Source organism: Akkermansia muciniphila, assembly GCF_018709685.1.
GTDB classification, from domain to species: Bacteria; Verrucomicrobiota; Verrucomicrobiia; order Verrucomicrobiales; family Akkermansiaceae; genus Akkermansia; species Akkermansia muciniphila_E.
This window is the reverse complement of the sequence record NZ_JABDHQ010000001.1, coordinates 121,332-145,635: the sequence shown is the minus strand read 5'-3', so window position 1 is coordinate 145,635 and position 24,304 is coordinate 121,332. Positions and strand designations below refer to the sequence as shown.

At 52.4% G+C, this 24,304-nt stretch carries 21 protein-coding genes; 10 read left to right on the top strand and 11 right to left on the bottom strand.

The window, feature by feature from the left end:
- The first annotated feature begins 143 nt into the window (after window positions 1-143).
- Window positions 144-692, top strand: coding sequence for a methylated-DNA--[protein]-cysteine S-methyltransferase (locus tag HHJ06_RS00600; protein ID WP_215426871.1), 549 nt, complete (start codon window positions 144-146; stop codon window positions 690-692).
- Window positions 693-718: 26 nt separating this feature from the next.
- Here HHJ06_RS00600 and HHJ06_RS00595 read toward each other — a convergent pair whose 3' ends face one another.
- Window positions 719-1,312 (bottom strand): FHA domain-containing protein, encoded by a 594-nt coding sequence (locus HHJ06_RS00595; protein WP_215426870.1) that lies wholly within the window; start codon window positions 1,310-1,312, stop codon window positions 719-721.
- Window positions 1,284-1,613: a hypothetical protein gene (locus tag HHJ06_RS00590; protein WP_215426869.1), complete on the bottom strand. Its 330-nt coding sequence runs from the start codon at window positions 1,611-1,613 to the stop codon at window positions 1,284-1,286. Before HHJ06_RS00590 ends, HHJ06_RS00595 begins: the two co-directional genes overlap by 29 nt.
- Before the next feature lie 9 nt (window positions 1,614-1,622).
- Between HHJ06_RS00590 and obgE the strand changes: the two genes are divergently transcribed.
- The 3 genes from obgE (at window position 1,623) to HHJ06_RS00575 (ending at window position 5,025) form a co-directional block, all read left to right on the top strand.
- Window positions 1,623-2,675 (top strand): GTPase ObgE, encoded by a 1,053-nt coding sequence (gene obgE, locus HHJ06_RS00585; RefSeq protein ID WP_215426868.1) that lies wholly within the window; start codon window positions 1,623-1,625, stop codon window positions 2,673-2,675.
- A gap of 32 nt (window positions 2,676-2,707) precedes the next feature.
- Window positions 2,708-3,865, top strand: coding sequence for a phosphotransferase enzyme family protein (locus tag HHJ06_RS00580; RefSeq protein WP_215426867.1), 1,158 nt, complete (start codon window positions 2,708-2,710; stop codon window positions 3,863-3,865).
- Between the two features lie 134 nt (window positions 3,866-3,999).
- Window positions 4,000-5,025, top strand: a complete 1,026-nt coding sequence (locus HHJ06_RS00575; RefSeq protein WP_215426866.1) for a hypothetical protein — start codon at window positions 4,000-4,002, stop codon at window positions 5,023-5,025.
- A 47-nt stretch (window positions 5,026-5,072) separates the two neighbouring features.
- Here the strand turns inward: HHJ06_RS00575 and HHJ06_RS00570 are convergent, their stop codons facing one another.
- The 8 genes from HHJ06_RS00570 to HHJ06_RS00535 form a co-directional block, all read right to left on the bottom strand.
- Window positions 5,073-5,804 carry a glycosyltransferase gene (locus HHJ06_RS00570; RefSeq protein WP_251841347.1) on the bottom strand — a complete coding sequence of 244 codons (732 nt, stop codon included), beginning with the start codon at window positions 5,802-5,804 and terminating at the stop codon, window positions 5,073-5,075.
- A 429-nt stretch (window positions 5,805-6,233) separates the two neighbouring features.
- Window positions 6,234-6,650, bottom strand: a complete 417-nt coding sequence (locus tag HHJ06_RS00565; protein WP_215426864.1) for a hypothetical protein — start codon at window positions 6,648-6,650, stop codon at window positions 6,234-6,236.
- Window positions 6,651-6,892: 242 nt separating this feature from the next.
- Window positions 6,893-7,420, bottom strand: coding sequence for a hypothetical protein (locus tag HHJ06_RS00560; RefSeq protein ID WP_215426863.1), 528 nt, complete (start codon window positions 7,418-7,420; stop codon window positions 6,893-6,895).
- A 247-nt stretch (window positions 7,421-7,667) separates the two neighbouring features.
- The gene (locus HHJ06_RS00555; RefSeq protein WP_215426862.1) at window positions 7,668-8,210 is read right to left on the bottom strand and encodes a hypothetical protein; all 543 of its coding nucleotides are present in this window, start codon (window positions 8,208-8,210) and stop codon (window positions 7,668-7,670) included.
- A gap of 369 nt (window positions 8,211-8,579) precedes the next feature.
- Complete coding sequence (locus tag HHJ06_RS00550; RefSeq protein ID WP_215426861.1) at window positions 8,580-9,173, bottom strand: hypothetical protein; 594 nt, start codon at window positions 9,171-9,173, stop codon at window positions 8,580-8,582.
- Window positions 9,160-10,062 carry a tetratricopeptide repeat protein gene (locus HHJ06_RS00545; RefSeq protein WP_215426860.1) on the bottom strand — a complete coding sequence of 301 codons (903 nt, stop codon included), beginning with the start codon at window positions 10,060-10,062 and terminating at the stop codon, window positions 9,160-9,162. The genes HHJ06_RS00550 and HHJ06_RS00545 overlap by 14 nt, the downstream gene beginning before the upstream one ends.
- On the bottom strand, window positions 10,055-15,967 hold the full coding sequence (locus tag HHJ06_RS00540; RefSeq protein ID WP_215426859.1) for an RHS repeat-associated core domain-containing protein: 5,913 nt from the start codon (window positions 15,965-15,967) through the stop codon (window positions 10,055-10,057). The genes HHJ06_RS00545 and HHJ06_RS00540 overlap by 8 nt, the downstream gene beginning before the upstream one ends.
- Before the next feature lie 386 nt (window positions 15,968-16,353).
- The gene (locus HHJ06_RS00535; protein WP_215426858.1) at window positions 16,354-16,848 is read right to left on the bottom strand and encodes a low molecular weight protein-tyrosine-phosphatase; all 495 of its coding nucleotides are present in this window, start codon (window positions 16,846-16,848) and stop codon (window positions 16,354-16,356) included.
- Window positions 16,849-17,041: 193 nt separating this feature from the next.
- Here HHJ06_RS00535 and guaB point away from each other — a divergent pair, with 193 nt between their 5' ends.
- From guaB to HHJ06_RS00505, 6 genes are all read left to right on the top strand, one after another.
- A complete protein-coding gene (guaB, locus tag HHJ06_RS00530; RefSeq protein WP_215426857.1) occupies window positions 17,042-18,493 on the top strand; it encodes an IMP dehydrogenase in 1,452 nt (483 codons plus the stop codon).
- Between the two features lie 12 nt (window positions 18,494-18,505).
- Complete coding sequence (gene guaA, locus HHJ06_RS00525; protein ID WP_102726103.1) at window positions 18,506-20,029, top strand: glutamine-hydrolyzing GMP synthase; 1,524 nt, start codon at window positions 18,506-18,508, stop codon at window positions 20,027-20,029.
- A gap of 75 nt (window positions 20,030-20,104) precedes the next feature.
- The gene (locus HHJ06_RS00520; RefSeq protein WP_343206585.1) at window positions 20,105-20,710 is read left to right on the top strand and encodes a sugar O-acetyltransferase; all 606 of its coding nucleotides are present in this window, start codon (window positions 20,105-20,107) and stop codon (window positions 20,708-20,710) included.
- A complete protein-coding gene (locus HHJ06_RS00515; RefSeq protein WP_215426855.1) occupies window positions 20,707-21,354 on the top strand; it encodes an HAD family hydrolase in 648 nt (215 codons plus the stop codon). Before HHJ06_RS00520 ends, HHJ06_RS00515 begins: the two co-directional genes overlap by 4 nt.
- A 50-nt stretch (window positions 21,355-21,404) precedes the next feature.
- Window positions 21,405-22,391, top strand: coding sequence for an AEC family transporter (locus HHJ06_RS00510; protein ID WP_215426854.1), 987 nt, complete (start codon window positions 21,405-21,407; stop codon window positions 22,389-22,391).
- 200 nt (window positions 22,392-22,591) lie between these two features.
- Entirely contained in the window at window positions 22,592-23,074 is a 483-nt protein-coding gene (locus HHJ06_RS00505; protein WP_215426853.1) for a hypothetical protein, read from the top strand.
- Between the two features lie 141 nt (window positions 23,075-23,215).
- On the opposite strand, the gene HHJ06_RS00500 is transcribed toward HHJ06_RS00505, so the two are convergent.
- Window positions 23,216-24,283: a 3-deoxy-7-phosphoheptulonate synthase gene (locus tag HHJ06_RS00500; protein WP_215426852.1), complete on the bottom strand. Its 1,068-nt coding sequence runs from the start codon at window positions 24,281-24,283 to the stop codon at window positions 23,216-23,218.
- Window positions 24,284-24,304 lie beyond the last annotated feature (21 nt).

The window sequence follows — 24,304 nt, the reverse complement described above, 5'->3', positions numbered from 1 at the left end:
AGCAATACTGTACCTGGAACCCCGGCCTTTCAAACAAAATACGTCCGGACGGGCGCCTTTCCCTTCTTCCTCCCCTCCGGATGGCAAAACTACCGGGTAAAATGAATCGAAACCTCCCTCCGCCGCATGCTATCATGTACGGTATGAAGGCAAATCCCCCTCCCCGTGGTCCGGCTCTTCTTCATCAAACTCCGGCAGGCTCCATCGTCATCGTGGAGAACGGAACGGCTGTCACGCATGTCTTCTTTGGCCGCCTGATGCAGCCGGAGCATGTGGAATGGAAGGAAACTCCCCTGCTGCGCCGCGCAGCCCGGCAACTGGACGAATACTTCCAAGGCACGCGCCGCACTTTTGACGTGCCGCTATCCCCGCAGGGAACGGAATTTGAACAAACGGTCTGGAAAGCCCTTCAGACCATTCCCCATGGAGAAACCAGAAGCTACGGAGACATCGCCCGGCAAATAGGGCGTCCGTCCGCCTGCCGGGCCGTGGGACATGCCAACAACCAGAACCCCATCGGCATCATCATCCCCTGCCACCGGGTCATTGGAGCCAACGGCAAACTGACCGGCTATGCAGGCGGCATGACCATCAAGCAATACCTGCTAGAACTGGAACAGGGGGCCGTAGCCCCGTTCATGCTGTTTCCGGATACGGAACGCATGTTATGGGACATCCCCGCCGATTCCTGATTCCGGCACAGAAGCCGCGCCCGTTCTCAGTGCGACGCGTCCTCCTGTGGAGGAGCCATGGACTTCAAGGCAGCCTTGGGAGATTCAATGCCGAGCCACTGGAGAGGCAGCAGCTCTCCCGTCAACTTGTAATGCTTGTACGTCAAACCGGCGAAAACGGCCAGGAGAAACATCAGGACGGCATACAGGGCCATCCATAAATAATTCTTCCGCGCCGTACGGGTAGCCTGGTCCGCCAGCTGCTGCAAATTCCGCATGGCGGGAGACGGGGCCATATTCTCGTCCTCCTCTTCATCCGGTGCGGGAGACAGGCCGGGGGAAGGCTCTTCAACAAACCGGAGCCGGGCATCCCCCAGGGCTATCTCGTCCCCGTCGTAAAGGGGAGCGCCGCCCATGGGCGTCAGCCCGTTAATTTTAATTCCATTGGTGGAGCCTAGGTCTTCAAGGACATAACCGCCTTCCTTGAACTGGAGCAGGGCATGCTCCCCGGACACGGATTGAAAAGGCAGCACGATTTCACAATGTTCGTCCCGCCCGATGCGGGCGAAATATTCGCCGTTCTTCGGAAGGACTATGGTTTTCTCGGAACCGTCAGGGAGTTGGATGGAAAGGCGGGGCATGATTTGCGGGCATGATGCCATGCCGATGCTCATTTTCAATCCAAAAGACCGTTTGCGCCTCCTCCGGCAGTAAAAAACACCGGAGCGCCTCCGAATGGCGGCAGCCCGGTTCCAGAACATCGGCATTCCCTGGCAACGGCTTCTTTATGCCGTTTTTTACCGGTGACGGCTTTGCCGCCCCACCAGCGCCGTTTTCTGCCGCGGCGCCTGTTTCCTGTTCACTGGAAAAGTCAGCGCCACATGCCATGGAAAAGCCGTACAGTCCTGCACTTGTCTTGCGTTTGGGGGGGAAATGTTTCATATTCAGAACATGTTTGTTGACAACATCCGCATATTTGCCAGGGCAGGAAAGGGAGGAAACGGGCTCGTCAGTTTCCGCAGGGCCAAATTCGTGCCCAAGGGCGGCCCGGACGGCGGCGACGGCGGCGACGGCGGAAGCGTCATTCTGGAGGTGGACCCGCATACGAATGACCTGCGCTCCTTTTTCTATGATCCCAAACTGATTGCCACGGATGGAGTAGGCGGCCAGGGCGCCAAAAAACATGGCAAAAACGGCAAATCCGTCATCGGGAAAGTGCCTCCCGGCACCATCATTTACCGCAGCAATGCGTCTTCCATGTCGGAGGCGACATGGCTGGAACGGGAAGGCGAAGGCATTGAGCTGGAAAAAATTGCGGACCTGACGGAAATCGGCACCCGGTTCACGCTGTGCCAGGGGGGCATAGGCGGCAAGGGCAACTGGCATTTCCGTTCTGCGACCAACCAGGCCCCCACGGAAGCCGAATTGGGGACGGAAGGGGAGGAAGGCGTCTTTTTCATGGAACTGCGCCGCATTGCGGACGCCGGACTGGTGGGCTACCCCAACGCGGGCAAAAGCACTCTGCTGGGCGACATCTCGCAAGCCAAGCCCAAGGTTGCCAATTATCCCTTCACCACGCTCCAGCCCATCATCGGGGTGGTGGAATTCAACAGCTTCCGCCGCTGCGTCGTGGCTGACATTCCCGGCATCATTGAGGGAGCGCATAACAACCGCGGCCTGGGACATGAATTCCTGCGCCACATCACGCGCTGCAAGGTGCTGGTCTTCGTTCTGGACATGGCCGGCAGCGAAGGCCGCGACCCCATTGAAGACCTTCAGAACCTCCGCACGGAGATCAAACTGTACAGTGAAGACCTGGCCAAACAACCCTGGTTCGTCGTCGCCAATAAAATGGACCTGGAAGGCGCGGAGGAAAACCTGAACAACTTCCGCATGCGTTTCCCGAAGGTGGACGTCATTCCCATCTCCGCCCTCAACGGGGATGGCATTTCCCAGCTCAAAAGCAAGCTTGATGAGCTTGTAGGCTATAAATTCGTCCGTTAAAGCTAACCGCCAATCCTCTCTCCCCATCCGACATGACCGCTCCGCTTACTGAAGAAACAGACCCCAGCCAGCTTTTGTGCCGCATCGCCGGAATTGGAGACCTCTTCGCCATTGAAGGGGAATTCGTCACCGGGAAGGAAATCCCCAGCGGCCATATCAACACCACCTACAAGGCCACCTACCGTAAAAGCGACGGGACGGAAGACTCCTACATCCTCCAGCGCATCAACGACTACGTATTCAAGGATCCCAGGGCCGTCATGCGCAATGTGGAGAAAGTCACGCGGCACATCAACTGGAAGGTCCTGCGCCGCCTGAAGGACTCCGCCGGGCAAACCCTCAATCTTTATCCGGCCCGCGGAGGGCGCAACTACATTGACATTCCCGGTGACGGCATCTGGCGCTGCTACAATTACCTGGCCGGCACGCACACCTATGACGTGGTGGAAAACACCCGGCAGGCTTACCAGGCCGGATTTGCGTTCGGCTCCTTCCAGGACTTGATCAGCGATATGAATCCGGAAGACATCGTGGAAACCATCCCCGGCTTCCACCATACCCGGAACCGTTTTAACCGCCTGATGGAAGTGGCGGAACAGGACCCCCGGGAACGCCTTTCCACCTGCCTTCCGGAACTGGACTTCATCAAGGCGCGGGAAGAAGATGTAGACCGCCTGCTGGACCTTCAGGCCAGCGGCGTGCTCCCCACCCGCATCACCCATAATGACACCAAGATCAACAACGTCATGCTGGATGAAGATACGGACCACGCCGTCTGCGTTATTGACCTGGATACGGTCATGCCCGGACTTGTCCTGTACGACTTCGGCGACATGGTCCGCACCGTCACCCCGCCCACGGAAGAAGATGAGGAAGACCTGGACAAGGTGCGCATGCGCATGCCCATGTTCCAGTCCATCGTGGAGGGTTACCTGGCCGCCGCCCACGGCTTCCTGACCCAGGAGGAAATAGACCAGCTTGCCTTTTCTGGAAAACTTATCACGCTGGAAATCGGCATCCGGTTCCTGACGGACTACCTGGAAGGGGACCAGTACTTCAAAGTCTCCCGTCCGGACCACAACCTCATCCGCTGCCGCACGCAGCTCAAGCTGGCGGAATGCATTGAACGAGAACTTCCGGTCATGGAACAATACGTCCAGCGCCTGGCCAGGGGATTTGCCAGAAAATAGGGGGGTTGAATCCCACTACCAGTTTTTCATTCCCGGAGGGACGGCTGCACGCCGTCCCTTATTATTTATCTATTGTTTGAACACTGCGGCGATTTCCATAATCCAAGAAACATTCCACGCAATCGCCACAAACCATGTTTGAAGTACCGGATATTCAACTCAATCAATACGGCAAGCCGGCAAGGATCATGTATCTGGCCCCCTATGCCCCCGACGCTCCCGATTTCTCCAAAAAGCCCTACTCCGGCAACGGAGGCTATCCCCAGTATCACTACAATATTTACAAGGCCATTCAGGACATCGGCTACGACGTCGTCTCCACCTCCAAACCCTATTCCGTGCAATTTGCCAAAGGAAACGTGGACTACGTGTTCTCCCTGATGAACAGGTTCGCCATGTCCAAGCCTGAAATATTCATCTCCTCTTACTGCGAATTCATCCAGGTTCCCTATCTGGGCGCTCCGCCCAACATCCGCGCCATTGCGGAGGACAAGTTCCTGACCAAAATGGTATTCCGCTCCCTGGGCCTGAACATTCCGGAAGGCATGGGGCTGTCCAGGGAAAAAGGCATTCCGGACAAGGCGCCCTTCCCCGGCCCCTACTTCGTCAAAAAACGGTTTGGAGCCGCTTCCGGCGGCATCCGGGAAGACAGCATCTGCGGCTCCTGGGAGGCAGTCGCCGCGTGTGCCGAACGCCTCATGGAGGAAGGACACGAAGTGCTCGTGGAACAATACTGCGAAGGCATTGACGTGACGGTCCCCGTTCTAGGCGGAGAAAAGCCCATTATCCTGGGATACGTGCAGCCGAAATCCGACAAACCGGGCAGCATCATCACGGAAGACCTGAAACTGCATGACCACCTGGGCTACCAGATAGTCTCCGTGCACGACCTGGAACAGGACATCGCCAGAGACGTCCAGAAAGTCTGGGATGCTCTGGGCCCCATGGACTACTTCCGAATCGACTACCGGATTGACTTTGAAAAAGGTGAACGTCGCATCCTGGAAATGAACATCTGCTGTCACCTGGGCAAAAGCGGTTCCATCTGCCTGGCTGCCGCGGAACACGGCTACTCCCAGGCGGATCTGCTCAAATACATCCTCGCCTACAGCATGAACAGGCAGAAAAACCTCTGCCAATATGGCACGTGGCTTATCTGACCGTGTACGGCAACAGAACACATGCCAATCACAGCGGGAGAAGGATGCTAACCCGGTAACCGGCTGATTGCTTCAAACACCTCCCGCCAGCTTTCCCTGGACGCCTCCAGCCCTCCCAGGGCCATGCCGCGTTCCCGGGCGGCGGAGGCTATGTCCTCACGATAATGCGGCTCCCAGGCCATCTTGGTGGCATAGGTGATGAAATCCCCGGGGCTCTCGCACAACCATCCGGTTTTGCCGTGTTCCACCATCTGTTCCCAGCCTCCGCGCTTGTCCACAATCAGCACGCTTCCGCTCGCCATCGCTTCAAACCCAACACGCGGCCAATTCTCCGTCGTATCCGTGGGTTGCAGCACAATGTGGCACCTTTGGTAAAACTCCTGCTGGGACAGGGACTTCTGGTCATGAAAAGTCTCCACCCACCCGGGAGGTTTCCCGGTCTTTGCCTCACTCCGGTGGTCAAACCCGAGAAAAGTTCCGCTCTTCCGGACGGGCGAGGCGAAATTCTCGTAAATGTGCCATGTATCCTTGCTGAATTTATCCTCATCCTGCCGGGAAATGTGTCCCGCGCCGAACCAGTCCGCGGATCGCTGGGCAATGAAGGGAAAATCGGTCGCGTCAAAATACGGCTTGAACGTCATGAACTGGATGGACGGATCAGCATTCAAGGCTCTCAGGCGCGTCATCATGTTCTTCCTCACCCGGTCATTCTGGTAAAGAAACAGGGAAATATCTCCCCTATTCATAGCTTCCTTCTCCCGTCCGAAAAGCCAGGTCATGCAATTAACAAACACTGTCTTTCTCGTCCGTTTCCGTATCTCCGGCAGCGCAGCCAGGAACTCTTCATTGCAAAAACTGATGACGGGCGCGCCTTCCGGAATAGCTGACCAGTCATACCCCTCATGCACTGTGACGCCCCGCTCAACCATTTCCGGATAAAGCTCGGCACGGTGAATGTTTTTCTGTGTGGGAATGAGGTGAATGTCCACACCCATGTGTCTCCAAACCTTAATCTGGTGATAAAGCTCGGCTCCCGCCCCTCCATAAAGGGACGGAAACCCGATAATGTATAAAGGAATCATGGTTAATTTATTTAATGCCAATAAAAATGCATTTCCAATGCATTTTTATCAAGTTTCCTCATCTTGATTTAGTACATAGTTCCGCTTCCATCCCTCTGCAGAGGGATGGAAGCCACGATAATAAGGTCAGTACAGAAGCCTCCACCAAAAATAAGTTTTTCTACAACATATCTTGTCAGGAAGATTCTTTCCTTGAGGAAACATGATTTCTACAATAACTCGGCAATCTTTAACGAGGTCAGGATGGTGTAAAATATATTGATCCACTTCCTGAGGGATGGCTGGAACAGAGTTGCCATCAACAACAAATTGCAAAACGCAAGTTTTACCATAATAATCATGATAGACATGATCCAGTGTTAAACCATATTTGGAAAACACTTTTACTAAGTCCAGATTATTGTTAATTGCATCATAATAGCGTTTATTGTTCTCATACCCCTTCCCAATATTCAAACCTGAAATGAAGAGAGAAACCCAACAATATATAATATAACTGAATATCAAGCTTATCAAAATCCAAATCATTTTTTTATTTTTCATATACATTGAATAGATTATTTAGGCAGCTACTGGATCCATATTTTGCAGGCAAGTGTACTTAATGCCATCATATCTCTGTCCAGGAAAAAATAAAAAACGGGCCTAGCATTGATTGAATTAAACTTTAATCAAATATGTAACAAGCTTCTGAACTGTATTCTATAAAGGCTTCCTCCTATTCTACTTTAAATAATAGGAGACAGCCACTATATTAACGTTTAGTACTTAAAACATAGCACTTGTTACAGGCCTCGAACCAAATCCTGCTTTTTTCGATCCACTTTTTCAAAATGCCATGAATGTTCATCAAACCGAAAACATTGTTCTTCATCAAACGATGTGACTGGTAGGTGATACGGTTGGAAAAATAAATACCATATCCATTCATATTTTCCGTCTTCCTTTTCTTCCGGCCACAGAACAGGATAATACAGATAATCTTTATTATTCCATATATTCAAACCGATCTGCTTTCCCAGCAAATGGGATAAAAATTTCACGCATAATAGTTCTGGTCGAGAGAGTTTTCCCACGCCTTCTTCTTCAAAAGATTCTTTCGATTCAAATCCAAGGATACCTAGATCGGATTCACCAATATAACGCGACCAGAAAAATCCGGCTCCGTCCGTCATGCCATCTGCAACAAACACCTGCTTAGCATCTTCTTCCGTGACAATCCTTATCACTTTGCGTACATTCACGCCCTCATTATTCCACACAATATCACCTGTTTTCACTGGCCGTCCATCGGGATAAGAAACGGTTTTCATTATTCTTATATTTTACTTACTATAAATGCCCACTAAGAGGTTCAGGATTTGAAAAAGGAGAGCTATCCAGGCATCTCTCTGGCGGAGTTCGAATATTTTCCAAGGTGCTAAGATCATGCCGTTTTGATCTCGCAAATGGTTCGCAAGGGTTGCAACCCTTGCGTGTAAAAATAACAACAGCCGCAACAGCAGTTGAATTCACAGGCATATTCTCACTGTACTAAAAAACAATTTGGATGGGTTCTGTTTAAAACCTTCCTCTTGCCCGGTCTAGCAGATCTAACGCATGTACACAACGAACTTCATAGTGATCCTTTCTATTCTCGAATAAAATCCATTCTCTGACTAAATCAAGTTGTTTTTTTGTATACGAATGATAGATGTCATTCGTGGTTTTTATCCTCCAATCCACTTCTTCTCCCCAGAAATCCGTGCCAGTTAGAGTATTCATCATCCACTCCCTTGTGTCACTCATATACCTTTTTTCATTTGATAATTCCTCAAGATAAGAAAGCCTTATGATTGAAGGGAGAAAATAGGCAAGAGCATTACTTGTAGCAAAACTCACAAACTCGGCGTTATCATACCATTGCATGGCCGTAACATCAATCCAGCGTTGGTTCAAAAATGGTTCACCACATTCTCGCCCTTCATCATCCGGATGGTCGGGATTTTCGATAAGATCGCGAATGCTACTTGTTGGAAAAACAGGAGTTTCCAACGGAAATGCTTTTTCTACTTCGTGAATCATATCATTGAAAATCTCGGAAGTATAATAAGCCATAGCCATGTTAATTTACGCTTTTTCTTTATTCCATGCAATGATAACCCCCCGATTCATGCCAGGGCCAGCTTCTTGTTCAGGGCACAAAATTTCAGCCTTACTATGGTATCCATATTGTTCAAATAATTAAAGGCTGCCTCCCATTCTACTGTAAAGTATGGAAGGCAGCTTTTATATTAACGTCAAGTTGGACGACAGCAGCCTGTCACAATAATTTAATCTATTATTTATCAACCAATTTTAAAGACTCTGCATCGAGAAAATCTGCTAAATCAACATAAGACTGTTTGATTACTTTTTCCCTAATTGCAGGATCATTCATATTCACTTTTTCAAGGCTGTATTTTGAAAAATTCTTTTTAACAAAAGGACACATTAAATCGCTTCCTGTTTTTCCTGTCGTCTCAAAATTATATTATCCCATTCCATGCCATATTGAGACAAATATTTATTTAAGTCGCTTTTCAATTCTTTTCTTTTTTCATTAAATTCCTTCAATTTTTTATCTGATTTATTTTTTAAAAGAAAAGAATTTATTAAGAAACATTCGTGGAAATATTTTTTGATTGCTTCAGGTGCATCAGAAAAATTTCCTTCTTTATAGAATTTAATATTTTGCTCTATTATAAATTTATGATTACAATCATTAAGTATTTCGGATGGATATTTAGACTCTCCAACAGCACGTAGCAAGAATGCACCAGATTGAAAAGCAATTCTTTTAATTGCCGATTTTTCCTTGTCATGCAATTGTTTATCCATGTTTATTTCCGTTGCTGGTATTTCAACAAATTCTGCGTGTAAAACCATAGATAATGAAGCAAGACATAGAACTATTAGAGCACCCATTATACTATTTCTCTTTAATATTTTTCCTACCTCTTCTATCAATCCAATGCATTCTTTATAGTTCTCTATGGAAGGATGGAAATCAATGATGCAAAAGAAAGCATCGTTATATTGTTTCATTGCTGAAAAGCTGTTCTAAAGCCTTTTCAGCTTTCTTATCAAGTTGGTCTGCTGATTTTTTCAACCAATCTCTTGCTTTTTCAATATTTTTTTGACATCCCCATCCGTAAAAATAACACATGCCTAAAGAATATTGGGCCTCTGCATTTTCCTGAAGCGCCATTCTTTTCAACTCGGAAAACATCTTCTCTAATGGACGACATTTTCCCTCCCTCAATTTTTTTTCCAATATTTTCGCTATTTCTAAAAAGACTTTTGAATTTAAATAATTTGTGTTTTCCCTATAGGAAATTTTAGAAAAAACAGATGATGCAGCCTCTTCGGCAATAGATAAATTATAATTCGAAAATTCAGAGAAAAAATCATTGTTATTTTTAAACCCATACTCTTTAAGATTTTTTAAATAGTCAGAACGACTAAAACTATAAGTCGTATTGAATAACTCTTCAACTATTCCAGGAGGTACCTTATTGCCATGGGATTGGGTAAGCTTCGTCAGTTCCTCATATTGCATTTCCAACTGTTTTTTATAAAAAACAGGCAGCTTCTTAAACCATGAAGATTTCATATTTTTCTCCATAATATCTTTTAATCCCACTACCCAGAATCTATCTGAGAAATCAAGGAAATCACTTACTTTCCCGGATTCTTTCGATTTTTTTAAGTAATAGTCAGAAATTAATCGGAATCTATTAATAAATTCTTTATTGATATAATAAAAAAGAGCTTGCTTTTCTTCCACAGAAAAAGATTTAGCAGGTGAAGATATCTCCTCTTTCTCTTCAGAAAAACGGGAACTCTCTTTTTTTTCAAAAACCTGATCATTCCCACCATACGCTGTTTGAAGCATACAAATCCCAATACAATATATATTTATAATATTATTCATAAGGAAATTGTTTTTTACAATTATCTAAACATTCTCTATATTTCTTCTCAATATCTACCACAGTGAGCACCTGCTTCGCAGCTTTTGCATAAGAATTTCCAAGACAGTTCGGATCATACCGTACAGGAGGACCATTCACAGGGCTACAAGCTTGGGCAGCCCCCAAACTTTCACTTAATAATTTAATCATCCGTTCAGATTTAGGTTTTTCACATTCTTTAGAAGTCTTCATAACATCTCCCCATGCTGTTGATAATGGATCTTCAGTTTGTTTATTTAACTCTTCTGAAGAAGATTGTTTTTGTTCCTCACATCGTTTCACACATTCATCATATTTTTTCTTGAGGATTTCTTTTTCTTTTCGCCTTTGTTCCGCCGTTTTTGCGGCTTCGTCTAATTGCCGTTGGAAATCCCCCCATGACAAAGCAGCTTGTGAGATCACAGAGGGATCAGTGACCCAAGGCATCATATCCAACCCCACAAAATCAAATCTAATTATAGGATTATTAACTACAAAGCCATAGAGATTTTTTGAATATAATTCTCCGATGAGATCACGACTGATCCATCTACCGTTAAAAACATTATAATACCTGTAATTATAATATACCAGCCCCAATTCGTCATCAGAGTATTCAGAAGAAAACCTGAACGGATTGTCCTCTGCCATATTGCCTTCCATCCTGAGAACATTGCCATAGGGCCCGTATTCGTACAGAGCCCGGCATTCTCCCTGGGTATCAAATAGGCCTGTAGTATTTTTCAGCAGGTCATGGGTGTAAAAAAGGTTTTCCACATAGGTTCCCGTTTCGTCGAATAAGGTCATCGCCAGGATTCGCGTGGCTGTGGGCTCCATCGTATCCCACAGATAGGCTTTCCGAAGAACGGGTTGTACCATTTCCGTTGCATTGGCAGCATCCAGTTCCGCAAGTTGGAGGAAACCACGGTAAATAAACCGTTTCCGGGAAACCAGTACTTCTCCTTCATAGACTGCTTTTTCCACTCTCCTGTTCAGGTAGTCATAACGGCATTCCACCCGCTTGGCGTCCTGCGTGAATCTGACCGCCTGATTCAGGGCGTTATATTTTACCTCCCATTCGCCTGTAGAGGTTTTCACCTTAATCTGGTTGCCGTCTTCGTCATATTCCCGCACCAAAGGCTTTTCTTCTCCACCGATAATGGAAGTGTACTGGTTGAGACTATTTGTCTCATAGACGATTGCAACCTCTTCCGTACCTCCCCGGGAAGGTGCACGATCACCGGAAACGTACTGGTTGAGATTATTTGATACATAAACGGTGGAAGGCGCTTCCGCTCCTTCCTGTGAGGTCAACCGGTTACCGATATTGTCATAGGAGTAGCTGTACGTTCCGCCCCGGCTCATCGTGTCCGCCGCCAGCTCTCCCCGGTCATTATACATGTACACATGAGTGAGATCGGGATTGGGAGTATTGAAGTAATCCTTCTTTTCCAGAGGACGCCCCAGCGCATCGTAAGTATAGTCGACTTTAGCCACGTAGTCGGAGCTCCCGGGACGCTGGTAGGCTATTTTAGTCAGCAAGTCACGTTTTTCCTCCCGGGTATACCATCTCTTGAGGGCGTTGGGGTAGGTGAGCGTTTCCAGAAGTCCGTGAACTGCATGATAGCCGTAGGTAAACCGTTCGCCTGCATGCCTGAAAGAAACGGTGCCAAGGCGTTTATACATATCATAATTCCAAATGGTCTGAAAAACGACATTGTCTTTGTATTGCAAACCATAGCCCGAAAGCCGTCCCAGACTGTCAATTTGGTAGTCAAGCCGGCTGGCCACCAGACCTGCCGTATTTTCCTGTACCGCTTCATTATATTGGTTATAGGAAATCGTGCGCGTACCGGAATCATCCGTTACCTGCGTTAAGAGATTGAGATGGTTGTATGTGTAGCCTATGGCCGGCGTGGCATCATTGTGGGTGACAGAGAGCAGATTTCCCGTCAACTCATCGTAGCCGTAAGTCGTGATAAGTTGAGTTCCCTGTTCATCAATCGTCCGGGCTTGTGATTTGGCCACCAGCCTGTTCCACCCGTCATAGGAATAGTTTTCCCCATGTCCGTCAGCATAGGTTTTTGTCGTCATGAGGCCGGAGCCTTCATCATAGCTCCACACGGTGGTATCGCCATCCGTCCGTTCACGCGGATCACCTGCAATGGTTTCTTCCGGAGCCCGGAAAGTTTTGAGTTCAATCAGCCTGTCCGCATCGTCGTAAGCAAAAACAGAGGGTTGAACCGCCGTACCGTATTCAGCAGTCTTGCGCCCGCGCAAGTCGTAAGCATAGCAAGCCGTTTTCCCCAATGCGTCCGTGATGCAGGAGGGCAATGCCGTCGCCGGATCATAGGCAGTCGTAACCGTATTGCCGGCAGCGTCTGTTCTTCCGACTTCACGTCCGGCAAGATCAAACATGATCGTGGTTTCATTGCCGCGTGTGTCCGTAAGGATTTCCTTTTTCCCCGTGGCCGTGTAGGAACGCGCCGCAGTCGTGGTCATGTTTGCGAAATCCTTTTTGGAGACTTCATAACCGTCAATGACAAGTACTTCTGCAATGACTATGGAATCAGGAACCTGTTTCCGGATCGTTCGTTTGCCGGGGGCCGTATATTCCATCCATTCCGGAATCTCATTGCCTCTCGTATCCGAAGAGATGATCTTTTCAGCAACAACGGGAGACAGGAAAGAGACCAGCGTAGACGTGCTTTTCGAGTAAGGCTGCCCGTAGCTATTGTAATTCACTACAGTCTTCACACGGTATATGCCGTCTTCCCTCCGTTCACAGGCATAGGAGTATTCTGTTATACGGGAGTTAGCCGGAGCAGGTTCTTCCGACAACTTCCATGTCTCTTTCACCACGTTGCCGAAGGAGTCATAATCGTAGAGCCTCGGAGCCATGCCATCTACTCCCCTCCGCAACAGCCTGTTCTTCGTGTCAAAGCTGTATCGTTCATGGATGAGGCCGCCGTTGGCATTGGCCCGGGAAAGGCGGACCACATTGCCCCGGCCATCCGTTACAGATTGTTCCATGAGGACCGATTCCCCGGCTTCCTGCGGTATAAGGGAGGAGTGAAGAATCCCTTCTTCCGTGCATTCCGTTTGATAAAGCAAATGCCTCTGTCCCGTTCCGCTTTGTTCCAAAACGGTTCCATCCGCATGGCGGCGGGTGACAAGCGTAGCTCCTGCCGGCGTGGTAGCGGTTTCCGTTAATCCGTCCTCACTATAGGCATAAGTACGTTCTCTCCCAAGCACATCCGTTTCACGAATAAGCTGCCCCAGAAGATCGTATTCCCGGCCTTCACTGGTGGCCATGGAACCGACGTCCCGCCGCATTGCCAGGACTCTGCCAAAAGCATCCCGCGTGTAGCTGACAATGGTTTCCGGAGTAGTTTCCGTAGCCGAACGAATGGTTTCCACAAGCTGGCGGGCCGTATTGTAGGAATACGTAGTCATTACTCCGTCTTCATCCTTTTCCCACAAGGGGCCGCAACACATCATTTCACGTTCCGTCACGCGTCCGTTACCGCGCGTGCGCTTGATCCATCGCCTCTCCTTGTCATATTCGTAGTCCGCTGTATCTGTCAATGCCCAGGTTCCATCCATCAGAAAAACGTATTTTTCTATCCGGGTGTTGGTACCCTGCGCGGACACGTAAGTCAATTTGCGCTTGCTCTGCCCCGGCACAGCTTCTCCCTCAACCCGGATTTCCGCCGTAATCCTGTACAGAGCGCCGTGCTGACTGTCTGCTTCATACTCGTAAAAGGTCTGCACTCCATTGATAGCCTGCCGCATCTTCAACCGACCCCTTGCATGGACATTCAAGGCCGAGGGCATCCACGTTTCCGTTATTTCCACTTGTTCTCCTTCCGCACCCAGCGCAGTCGTCCGCTTGGTCACACGGCGTACGTCATTGGCTTCCTCATAGGTGTAGCGCGTGTCCCTCAGCCGCACGGCTTTAATGGTAAGCACGACGTACTGGTGGATGATATCCGGATCAGGACGGTCGGAGTACCGGTAATAAGTGTAAGTGCCTTTTCTTTCTCCTCCGGCCCAGGGTTCCATGCGAACTGTTTCACGGCCAAAAGCATCGTAGGCCCACGTCTTGACACTCCCGTCGGGAGCCGTCTCCCGGGACAGTTTTCCTATGCTGTTATAACCGTAGGTGGTTTCCCGGGCATAGTCGGTGCCGTAAGCTTCAATGCGGCTGGTGCAAAGGTTCCCCTTGGACGTCTGTTCATAAGTTTCACATACGCGTGAAATGGGTGTTCCGGTTTCTCTGCGCTGAACGGTAGTAATCAATTTCCATGTGGTGGAAGTGACAGCCTGTTTTTCCCGCAGGGTGTAAATGGCGTCTTCTCCTTCACCCTGGGACATGCACCAGGCGCCTCCCGTCCCCTGCCAATAACGGGTAACATATGGGGAACGGCCTTCAGCCTGTTCCGTAACCGTGAGCTTGCTGGTTGCCGCATCTCCGGAAATGGAGAAAGTTTTAAAAGGGGCCCCCGTGACGGGATAAACGCCATTCGCCTTTTCCCTCACCTGCTCCGGCAGATAAAAGGCAATCACATAGCCGTCAGCCGTCACATGTTCTATGCTGACAAGGCCATCCCACAGATTCCATATCTGGCGGATGTTTCCGTCACTCCCCCGCACGATGTCCAGGTATCGGGAAAAATCCTGTGCCGTATAGGAAGAACCAAGTTTGGAGACATACCCGGTAGCATTCTTTAGGGAAGAGAGGGAAGACCCTCCGTACAGAACGGAATTCCCCCTGTTATTGCTCACGCGCATTTCCGCGGCAAAGGAAGAAGCCGCATCGGCAGTACGGCTGCTTTCCTGTGCGTAAGTCATGGAAACGGAACCTCCCCGTTTTTTGGAGCCGCCTATGGAACCCGCACTGGCCGCGCCGGCATAGCAATAGTAGTTGACATTGGTCCCCCCATTCCTGATCTGAAAAGCCGTGTCCGCTCTCAAGGGACTTCCGGCAGGCGGCCGGATGCTGCTTGCCATCGGGTGCAGGTATTGAAGAGCGGCGGGAGTCCACAATTTGGATGAAAAGTTGTAAGCTACAATTTCCAGCATGCCATAAGGCATTCCTTCCATCCCCCGGAAAGCGCCGAAATTGGTGCGCCACACCATGCTGGTTTTCCTGGTCTGGGTGGTTACGCGCCTGCCGGCGGAAGAAATGTTGCCGCGCATGGCGGGAGAAGAGAACAGCCCGCGAGCTGTAGGAAGGGGAGCATCTCCACCTGTGTTATCCATGCATCCGTCCGAGGAAGAAGGGTTGCCAACCGGATCATCACCGTCTTCATCCCCTCCATTGTTGCCGTCCGGACATGGATTGCTGGAGCTGCTGTTGGGAGAGCTGCTGCTCCCTTCGCTGCTGGAGCCGCATGCATCGTCTTCACCTTCATCATCATTGTCCATCGGCTCCGTTTCCGTATCCGGAGGAACATAGGAAGAGGAAGAACCGGTCTGATGGTCAGTGATGACCACGTTCATGTCAAAAGTAAGTTTGGCGACGTTCTTCTTATGGTCCTTAAGGGTAATGTTATGATATTCCAAATGGGCCTCATGCTTCCCTCCCTGGATATCAAATGAGGTTGTCTCCGGACTATAAGTACCGCCTCCTTCCGGTCCGCGCGGACCGAGATCCATCACCTCCTTTTGATCCACCGTCAGCGTCGCCAAATCATCGGCGCCCATGGTGACAAAGCATTTGGCCGTTTCAGAAGGCCCCAGCGGGCGCACCTCAAATTCCCAATTCCAGTTCCGGTCAAAAGCATCCGGAGCGCTTTCATCAATGGGCGTCGGTTTTCCTCCGCTGCCGGAACTGCGCGCGCCTGTCAGGGAATTGATATCATCGTTAAATTGTTCTCTCATGGTTGAAATAGATTAATTGTTGATTATCAATCATTGCTTGATTCCGGTACGGGAATCCCAGCAATAACTTTATCAATTCATTACCTATGCCAACTAATTTTTACTTTTCAACACGTCCAAAACGGGATAGGCGCGCTCCAAGGGTCATAAGAATATCTGCCATTCCATTCACTCCGGCGGCAGGAAAACTACTTCTTTCCCTTCAAAAAGAGGGGATTTTTTCATTACTGTGGAAGCTTCATTGAATAACGGCTGGCTCCCCCTCGCCCGGAATAGATGACCAATCCTGTCCCCCGGGCATCAAACCGGTCTTTTCCCGCCGGAGCCCGGTACGGGAGCCGTTACAGGCAAAAGGGAAGAATATCCTTTCTGCCGGGACATTTCTATCATTCAGAGAGCTGCTCCTTCAAATGCTCCAGCAGGTTGGCGCAGCCGTCCTGAAGCAATTCCACCACATGGTCAAAGCCCTCCTGGCCTCCGTAGTAGGGGTCCGGCACTTCCTCATCCAGAAAACGGGTGGTGAAAAAGCACATGGGTACAATTTTCCCTTCCCATTGCCCGCTTTTGTCCAGCCGTTTCAAATCCCGCAGATTCTCCCGGTCCATCCCTACAACCAGGTCAAACTGTTCCAGATCATCCTTCCGCACGGGGCGTGATTTGACTCCCGGATTCCGATAACCGTATTTTTCCAGGGCCTGCACCATCCGGGCATCCGGCGGACAGCCCCGGTGGTAGCCGATCGTTCCGGCGGAATCGCTCTCAATCAGGTTTTCCAAACCTTGCTCCTCCACCATCTTTTTAAAAATGATTTCCGCCGCGGGAGAACGGCAGATATTGCCCAGGCAGACAAAAAGGACTCGGTAAGGTTCGGAAGCATTCATGGGAGACAATTATTTTCTTTCAGGATAGGCAAGACGCTTCCCCGGATCAAGAGGGAAGAGTTTCCTGCACGGAAAGCAGACACGCGGCGGGACAACGCAGGGAGCAAACCGCAGAACGCCGCCGTGCCGTCCAAAAATAAGATTCTCCCGTGTTTCGGCTTGCGTCGGAGGGTGTTCGGCTGTAGATTATCGCATGGCAGATCTCCCTCTTGGATTAAGTTTTGATGACGTGCTCCTGCTGCCCCGCCTGAGCGCGATTCTTCCCGGTGATGCGGACATCAGTTCCCAGCTTGTTCCCGGCTTTGACATGAAAATCCCCATGCTGTCCGCAGCCATGGATACCGTTTCCGAATCGGAACTGGCGATTGCCCTGGCACGGGAAGGCGGCCTGGCCGTCATTCACCGCAATAATCCCATCGACATCCAGGCGGCCATGGTTTCCCGCGTGAAGCGTTTTGAAAACGCGGTCATCCCGAATCCCGTCACGGTGAACAAGGACATGACGCTTGAAGAAGTCCATCAAATCATGATGGAACAGGGCTATTCCGGCTTCCCGGTGGTGGACGCCAACCGCCGTCTGGAAGGCATCATCACCGGACGAGACATGCGCGGCGTGGACGATTACCAGAACGTCCGGGTCAAGGACGTCATGACTCCCCTTTCCCGCCTGATTACGGCAGCTCCCACCACCACCATTGAGGAAGCGCGCCACATTCTTTACACCCACCGCATTGAAAAGCTTCCCCTGGTGGATGAAAACGGCGTGCTGGCCGGCCTCATCACGGAAACGGACATCCAGAAGCGCGCCATGTTTGCGGATGCCTCCAAGGACGAACACGGCCACCTGCGCTGCGGCGCCGCCGTGGGCGTGGGCCCCGATTACCTGGACCGCGCCAAGGCTCTCATTTCCGCCGGAGCGGACGCCCTGTTCATTGACGCCGCCACCGGCCACACCACCCGCGTCATGGACGTGGTCTCCAACCTCCGCAAACTGACGGACCGCCCTATCGTGGCCGGCAACGTGGTCACGGCGGAAGGCGCCTCCGACCTCATCAAGGCAGGCGTGCAGGCCATCAAGGTAGGCGTGGGGCCCGGCTCCATCTGCACCACCCGCGTCATTTCCGGCGTGGGCATGCCCCAGTTCACCGCCATTCAGGAGGTAGCCTCCGTAGCGCGTCCCGCAGGCGTCACCGTCATTGCGGACGGCGGCATCCGCTACTCCGGGGACATCGTGAAAGCCCTGGCCGCCGGCGCTGACCTGGTGATGCTGGGCGGCCTGCTGGCCGGCACGGAAGAAAGTCCGGGCAAGGTGGTCCACTACCAGGGCCGCCACTTCAAGCAGTACCGCGGCATGGGCTCCCTGGGCGCCATGCGCCGCGGCTCCGGCGACCGTTACGGCCAGAACAGCTCCGGCAAGCTCGTCGCGGAAGGCGTGGAAGCGCGTGTCCCGTACAAGGGCATGCTGGCGGACGTGGTCTTCCAGCTCATGGGCGGCCTGCGCTCCGGCATGGGCTACCTGGGCGCCCACACCCTGGCGGAACTCCGGGACAAGGCCCGTTTTGTCCAGATTACCTCCGGCGGCCTAAAGGAAAGCCATCCCCACGACATTACCATTACGGAAGAACCCATCAACTATTCCTGTTAACCCCCCTCTCACATGGACGACAAGCACCTCGTAGCCGTCATTGACTTCGGCTCCCAATACACCCAGCTCATTGTGCGCCGCGTGCGCGAACTGGGCTACATGGCCAAACTGTACGCGCTGGAAGACCTGGACCAGATTCATGAACCCGGCGCCGTCATCCTTTCCGGCGGCCCTAAAAGCACCACGGACGCGGACGCCCCGGACATTGACTTTGAATGGCTCCAGAGCCTGAACGTCCCCGTGCTGGGCGTGTGCTACGGCATGCAGCTCCTGAACATCAAGCACGGCGGCTCCGTGAAGGCCAGCAACAAGCGTGAATACGGCCCCGCCGCCCTGCTGCCGGAAGCCTGCGCGGGCCTGTACCAGGACATGTCAGCCTCCTCCCAGGTATGGATGAGCCATTCGGATACGGTGGACCATCTGGCGGAAGGCTGCCAGGTCATCGCCCGCAATGCGGAAGGCGTTCCCGTCTCCCTCCAGTGGGGAGAAACCACCTTCGGCATCCAGTTCCACCCGGAAGTGACCCATTCCCATGAAGGGCGCACCATCCTGCGCAACTTCCTCTCCTGCGCCGCCAACCTCAAGAAGTTCGACATCGGCGACTTCAAGAGGCAGCTCATACGTGAGATTCAGGAGCGCGTGGGCAGCAAGCAGGTGGTTTGCGGCGTCTCCGGCGGCGTGGACAGCACCGTGCTGGCCGTCCTGCTGCATGAAGCAGGCGTGAACATGCGCGCCATCTTTGTGGACAACGGCCTGCTGCGCAAGAATGAGGCTGATGAAGTCCGTGCCAATTTCGCCCGCATGAACGTGGAAATCGAGACGGTGGACGCTTCCGAACGCTTCCTGACGGCCCTGGCCGGGGAAGGCGATCCGGAAAAGAAGCGCCGCATCATCGGCGGCCTGTTCATCGACGTGTTCTGGGATGCCGTGGGAGACGCGGAAATGCTTGCCCAGGGCACCCTGTACCCGGACGTGATTGAAAGCGCCTCCAATGCCAAATCCAAGGCCTCCGTCATCAAGACCCACCACAACCGCGTGGAACGCGTGCTGGAGCTCCAGGCACAGGGGAAAGTGCTGGAACCCCTGGCGGAGCTTTTCAAGGACGAGGTGCGCGAACTGGGAGCCTCCATGGGCATCCCGCACGACATCCTGTGGCGCCACCCCTTCCCCGGTCCCGGCCTGGCCGTACGCTGCCCCGGCGTGGTCACCAGGGACCGCCTGGACATCATCCGGGAATGTGACGCCATCTTCATCGGCAATCTGAAAAAGTACGGCTGGTATGAAAAAGTCTGGCAGGCTTATGCCGGCCTGATTCCCGTGAAGACGGTGGGCGTGAAAGGCGACGAACGCTCCTATGAATGGGCCACCAACCTGCGCGCCATCGTGTCGGAAGACGCCATGACGGCGGACTGGGTGGAACTGCCACCCGCCCTGCTGCGTGAAACCAGCAACCGAATCCTCAATGAAGTGAAAGGCATCAACCGGGTCCTTTACGATATTTCCACCAAGCCCCCGGCTTCCATTGAGTGGGAATAAGGCTTCCGCACCCTGCTGACGACCATGCAGCAGGGTGCCTGCCGCCAATAACCGCCGGTAATTGAAAGGAGAACCATCATGACTGAACTGGAAAAATGCATGGCGGGAGAGTGGTATGACTGCCACGACAAGGTGTTTCTGGAATTCAAGGCCAAGACGCACCGCCTCTTGATGAAATACAATTCCCTGCCCTACGACCATAAGGAGGAGAAATACCAGGTATTGAAGGAAATGCTTGGCAGCATCGGCGCCAAAGTCTCCATAGGCCATTCCTTCACCTGCGACTACGGCTGCAATATCCATATCGGGAACAACGTCACTGTCAATACGGGCTGCACGTTCGTGGACTGTAATAAAATCACCATTGGCAGCAATGTGCTGATCGCCCCCAACGTGCAGATTTACACCGCCACGCATCCCATTGACCTGAATGAGCGCCTCACCCCCGTTGAAACGGCGGAAGGCATTGAATACGTTCGCCATACCTTTGCCCTTCCGGTGACGATAGAAGACGGCTGCTGGATTGGAGGGGGCGTGATCATCCTGCCGGGCATTACGATTGGAAAAGGCAGCGTCATCGGTGCCGGCAGCGTAGTCACCCGGAATATTCCCGCCAACAGCCTGGCGGCGGGAAATCCCTGCAAAGTTATCCGTAAAATCAACGGAAGCCCGGAACAATGATTAAACTGATAGCGTTTGACCTGGACGGCACCATCGGGGAGACGGTCCCCATGTGCATCAGGGCGTTTGAGCAGGCGGTCTCCCCCTACGCGGGCCGTACGCTGAGCGAACGGGAAATCACGCAAACCTTCGGCCTCAATGAAGTCGGAATGATCAAGGTAGTGGCCGGGGAAAAATGGCGGGAAGCCCTTCATGACTTTTATCCGGTTTATGAGCAAATGCATGATGAATGCCCGGAACCGTATGAAGGCATTCGCGAGCTGATCCACACCCTGAAGGATGCCGGGATACTCGTTGCCCTGATTACCGGAAAGGGAGAAAAGAGCTGCCGCATCACTCTTGAAAAATTCGGCATGCAGGACCTGTTCTGCTCTGTTAAAACTGGTGCGGAAGACAGGCCGAACAAGGCGGAAGCCATTGAGGAACTACTGGATGCCTATCACGTGGCAAAGGATGAATTTTATTACATCGGGGACGCGGTTTCGGATGTAACCGCCTGTAAAAAAGCGGACGTGCCCTGCCTGTCCGCCGCCTGGGGAACCACTGCGGACATCAGCGGCCTGGAAGAAGCCAATCCTTCAAGGGTATTTTTCAGCATTGAGGATCTGTCGCATTTCCTGCTCCATTTGCGGGAAGGCACCTGACCTGCTCCGTTCCTTTGCCTTAACCAGTCGCGCCCAGCAATCTTCCCGCCATGGATACCGGTTCCATCATCCTCACCTCCTTCCTCTCCACCATTCCCGTTTATCTTTTCTTCGCCACGGGTTTCTACCTGCGCCACAAGCACGTTATCCAGGCGGACCATGACGCGCCCATCATGCGCCTTGCGATGGACGTAGCCTATCCCTGCCTTGTCTTCCACAGCATCATGAAATACATGGTGCTCTCCGGAAATGAAACGCTCAGCAGCATTTCTTTCTCCCTTCAGGCCATTGCGGCAGGGGCGCTGGAACTCCTGTTGGGGATCGCGTCCGCATGGCTGGTCGCCAAAATGCTGCGCATGCGCATCGGCACGGGGCTGCGCACCTTCACCCTGACGGCGGGGGTGCAGAACTACGCCTTCTTCGTCATTCCCATCATCCAGATGCTGTTTACGGCCAGCAATGATCCCACGCTGGGCGTCCTCTTCGTCCACAACGTAGGGTGTGAACTGGTCGTCTGGAGCATCGGCGTCATCATCATTGCCGGAGGGCCGGGCAACCTGAACATGGGCGTCTTCTTCCGCGGACCGCTGCTGGCGGTCATTGCGGGCCTCACCCTCGCCTGGTCCGGCCTAGGAATCTACGTGGCCCAGCCGCCCCTGATGAAAACCTTTGAAATGATCGGCAATTGCGCCACTCCCCTCTGCCTGATCCTCTTCGGCTGCTCCATGAGAGACCTGTGGCACAACATGAAATGGGAGCCCAAACCCATCGTCTGCGGCTTGCTGACGCGCCTGGGACTGGCTCCGGCGCTCCTGCTCCTGATGGCCTATTTCCTGCCGGTGGACGACTACATCAAGCGCGTCATCATCATCCAGGCTGCCATCCCCTCCGCCGTTATTCCGGTCATTCTGGCCAAGCGCTTCGGCGGCCATCCGGACCTGGGCACCCAAATCCTGCTGACCACTACCGTGGCCTCCTTCATCACGCTGCCCTGCTGGCTGGCGCTGGGCTCTACATTGGTCGTACCGCTGTATTAGGGTGGCGGCACATTGCCCGGATGGCCTTGCTTAAACCAGCGTTGCCTGCCGGGAAAAGCAAGGGCTCCGCCTACTTCCTCAGCAGAACAATTCCGCCTCTTGAATGACTGCATTTTTTCTGCGTCCATACCACGTTTCCATGCTGGGGCTTTCCCACCTTTGTGTTGACTCCCCGGACGGATATGTATTGAATGGGCTCCATGAAGTTTCCTGCTCCCCTCTTCACCGCTGCTGTGCTGCCGGTCCTGTTTTCCTGTGCGGAGCAGGTTTCCCGGATTGAACACGTGCGGGAGGTTCCCTTGAAAACCACGGCAATTCCTGCGGAAGACGTAGGCATGCACCGTTCCCAAGCCACTTACCTGCTGCATGGCGCCGTCTCCCAGCAACAGCGCCTCCAGCGGCTGGGCCAATACTACTTTGTCACGTGGAATGATGCACACCCGGAACAGGCAGCCACCCTGGTCATGATGTACCGGCAGGGTAAAACAGGCTCCACCGTTCTGAACAAATCCATCTCCTACCCGGTCGGGAGAAAAGGAGGCACGCAACACTCCGTTTTTGAATTCACCGGGGATGAGGCCAAAACAAAAGGAGAGATTCTTGCATGGAAGCTCGTCCTGAAAGACAACCGGGGCAAAACCATTTCCGAACGCCATTCCTACCTGTGGGGAGACGACTATTGACCCTCCGGCAAAAACGCCGAAGGGCCAATGAAAATGACCGGATATGAAAGATTGGAACTACAATTTCCGGGCGCAATGATCCCTAGCGTAACCGGTTAATCCTTCATCCCCGGCAACTGCCTTCCGGCCATACCGGAAGACTTACGCTTCCTGCCGTTTGGCGCGGCGCTTCCGGACGGCGCCGGCAAGGTTCTCCAGCACTTCTACCGTGGTGTCCCAGCCGATGCACTGGTCCGTGATGCTCTTGCCGTACACCAGGTCGGAACTCAGCGGCTGGGCTCCTTCCACGATGTTGCTTTCAATCATCACGGCCACCACCTGGTCGGAACCATTGGAAATCTGTTCCGCGATGCTGGCAGCCACGGACGGCTGCTTGCGGTAATCCTTGCAGCTGTTGCCGTGGGAGCAGTCCACCATGATGCGGTTGTTAATGCCGGCCTTCTGCAAGGCTTCCGCGGCTTCCTTCACATGCTCGCCATCGAAGTTCGGCCCCAGGGAGGAACCGCGCAGAATCAGGTGGCAGGATTTGTTGCCCGTGGTGGAGACAATGGCGGAAACGCCCTGCTTGGTCACGGAAAGGAAGCAGTGCGGGCAGGAGGAGGAAATGATGGCGTCCACGGCAATCTGAAGGCTGCCGCTGGTGCCGTTCTTGAACCCTACGGGCATGGAAAGCCCGGAGGCCAGCTCACGGTGCACCTGGCTTTCCGTGGTGCGGGCGCCGATGGCTCCCCATGTAATCAGGTCCGCAATGTATTGCGGAGTAATGGTGTCCAGGAACTCGGTGGCTGCGGGAATTCCCATGTCTCCCAGGCGGAGCAGCAGGCCGCGGGCCATGTGAAGGCCGCGGTTGATGTCAAAGGTGTGGTTCATGAACGGGTCATTGATCAGGCCCTTCCACCCCACCGTGGTGCGGGGCTTTTCAAAATACACGCGCATGATGATCACCAGATCCTTTTCAAAGCGCGCCATCTGTTCCTTCAGGCGGGAGGCATAGTCCACCGCGGCCTGGGGATCATGGATGGAGCACGGCCCCACCACCACCAGCAGGCGGTCGTCGTGGCCGGAAATGATGTTCTCCGCATTCTTGCGTGTCGTAGCCACCATTTTGGCGATTTCCGTGGTCGCCGGATAATCCTTGATCAGGATGGCGGGGGAAATCAGGGGCTCGATGTCTTGAATGCGTACGTCGTCTGTTTTGAACCAGTTCATGTCTGGGCTTATTGAGGGGTT

What these genes read in the sequence shown, in the direction of transcription:
- HHJ06_RS00515 (WP_215426855.1), top strand. Translation starts at nt 20,707, where the DNA reads ATGATTAAACTGATAGCGTTTGACCTGGACGGCACCATCGGGGAGACG.
- HHJ06_RS00510 (WP_215426854.1), top strand. Translation starts at nt 21,405, where the DNA reads ATGGATACCGGTTCCATCATCCTCACCTCCTTCCTCTCCACCATTCCC.
- HHJ06_RS00570 (WP_251841347.1), bottom strand. Translation starts at nt 5,804, where the DNA reads ATGACCTGGCTTTTCGGACGGGAGAAGGAAGCTATGAATAGGGGAGAT.
- HHJ06_RS00545 (WP_215426860.1), bottom strand. Translation starts at nt 10,062, where the DNA reads ATGAATAATATTATAAATATATATTGTATTGGGATTTGTATGCTTCAA.
- HHJ06_RS00580 (WP_215426867.1), top strand. Translation starts at nt 2,708, where the DNA reads ATGACCGCTCCGCTTACTGAAGAAACAGACCCCAGCCAGCTTTTGTGC.
- HHJ06_RS00575 (WP_215426866.1), top strand. Translation starts at nt 4,000, where the DNA reads ATGTTTGAAGTACCGGATATTCAACTCAATCAATACGGCAAGCCGGCA.
- HHJ06_RS00535 (WP_215426858.1), bottom strand. Translation starts at nt 16,848, where the DNA reads ATGAATGCTTCCGAACCTTACCGAGTCCTTTTTGTCTGCCTGGGCAAT.
- HHJ06_RS00555 (WP_215426862.1), bottom strand. Translation starts at nt 8,210, where the DNA reads ATGGCTATGGCTTATTATACTTCCGAGATTTTCAATGATATGATTCAC.
- HHJ06_RS00550 (WP_215426861.1), bottom strand. Translation starts at nt 9,173, where the DNA reads ATGAAACAATATAACGATGCTTTCTTTTGCATCATTGATTTCCATCCT.
- HHJ06_RS00505 (WP_215426853.1), top strand. Translation starts at nt 22,592, where the DNA reads ATGAAGTTTCCTGCTCCCCTCTTCACCGCTGCTGTGCTGCCGGTCCTG.
- HHJ06_RS00600 (WP_215426871.1), top strand. Translation starts at nt 144, where the DNA reads ATGAAGGCAAATCCCCCTCCCCGTGGTCCGGCTCTTCTTCATCAAACT.
- guaA (WP_102726103.1), top strand. Translation starts at nt 18,506, where the DNA reads ATGGACGACAAGCACCTCGTAGCCGTCATTGACTTCGGCTCCCAATAC.
- HHJ06_RS00590 (WP_215426869.1), bottom strand. Translation starts at nt 1,613, where the DNA reads ATGAAACATTTCCCCCCCAAACGCAAGACAAGTGCAGGACTGTACGGC.
- HHJ06_RS00560 (WP_215426863.1), bottom strand. Translation starts at nt 7,420, where the DNA reads ATGAAAACCGTTTCTTATCCCGATGGACGGCCAGTGAAAACAGGTGAT.
- guaB (WP_215426857.1), top strand. Translation starts at nt 17,042, where the DNA reads ATGGCAGATCTCCCTCTTGGATTAAGTTTTGATGACGTGCTCCTGCTG.
- obgE (WP_215426868.1), top strand. Translation starts at nt 1,623, where the DNA reads ATGTTTGTTGACAACATCCGCATATTTGCCAGGGCAGGAAAGGGAGGA.
- HHJ06_RS00540 (WP_215426859.1), bottom strand. Translation starts at nt 15,967, where the DNA reads ATGAGAGAACAATTTAACGATGATATCAATTCCCTGACAGGCGCGCGC.
- HHJ06_RS00565 (WP_215426864.1), bottom strand. Translation starts at nt 6,650, where the DNA reads ATGAAAAATAAAAAAATGATTTGGATTTTGATAAGCTTGATATTCAGT.
- HHJ06_RS00500 (WP_215426852.1), bottom strand. Translation starts at nt 24,283, where the DNA reads ATGAACTGGTTCAAAACAGACGACGTACGCATTCAAGACATCGAGCCC.
- HHJ06_RS00595 (WP_215426870.1), bottom strand. Translation starts at nt 1,312, where the DNA reads ATGCCCCGCCTTTCCATCCAACTCCCTGACGGTTCCGAGAAAACCATA.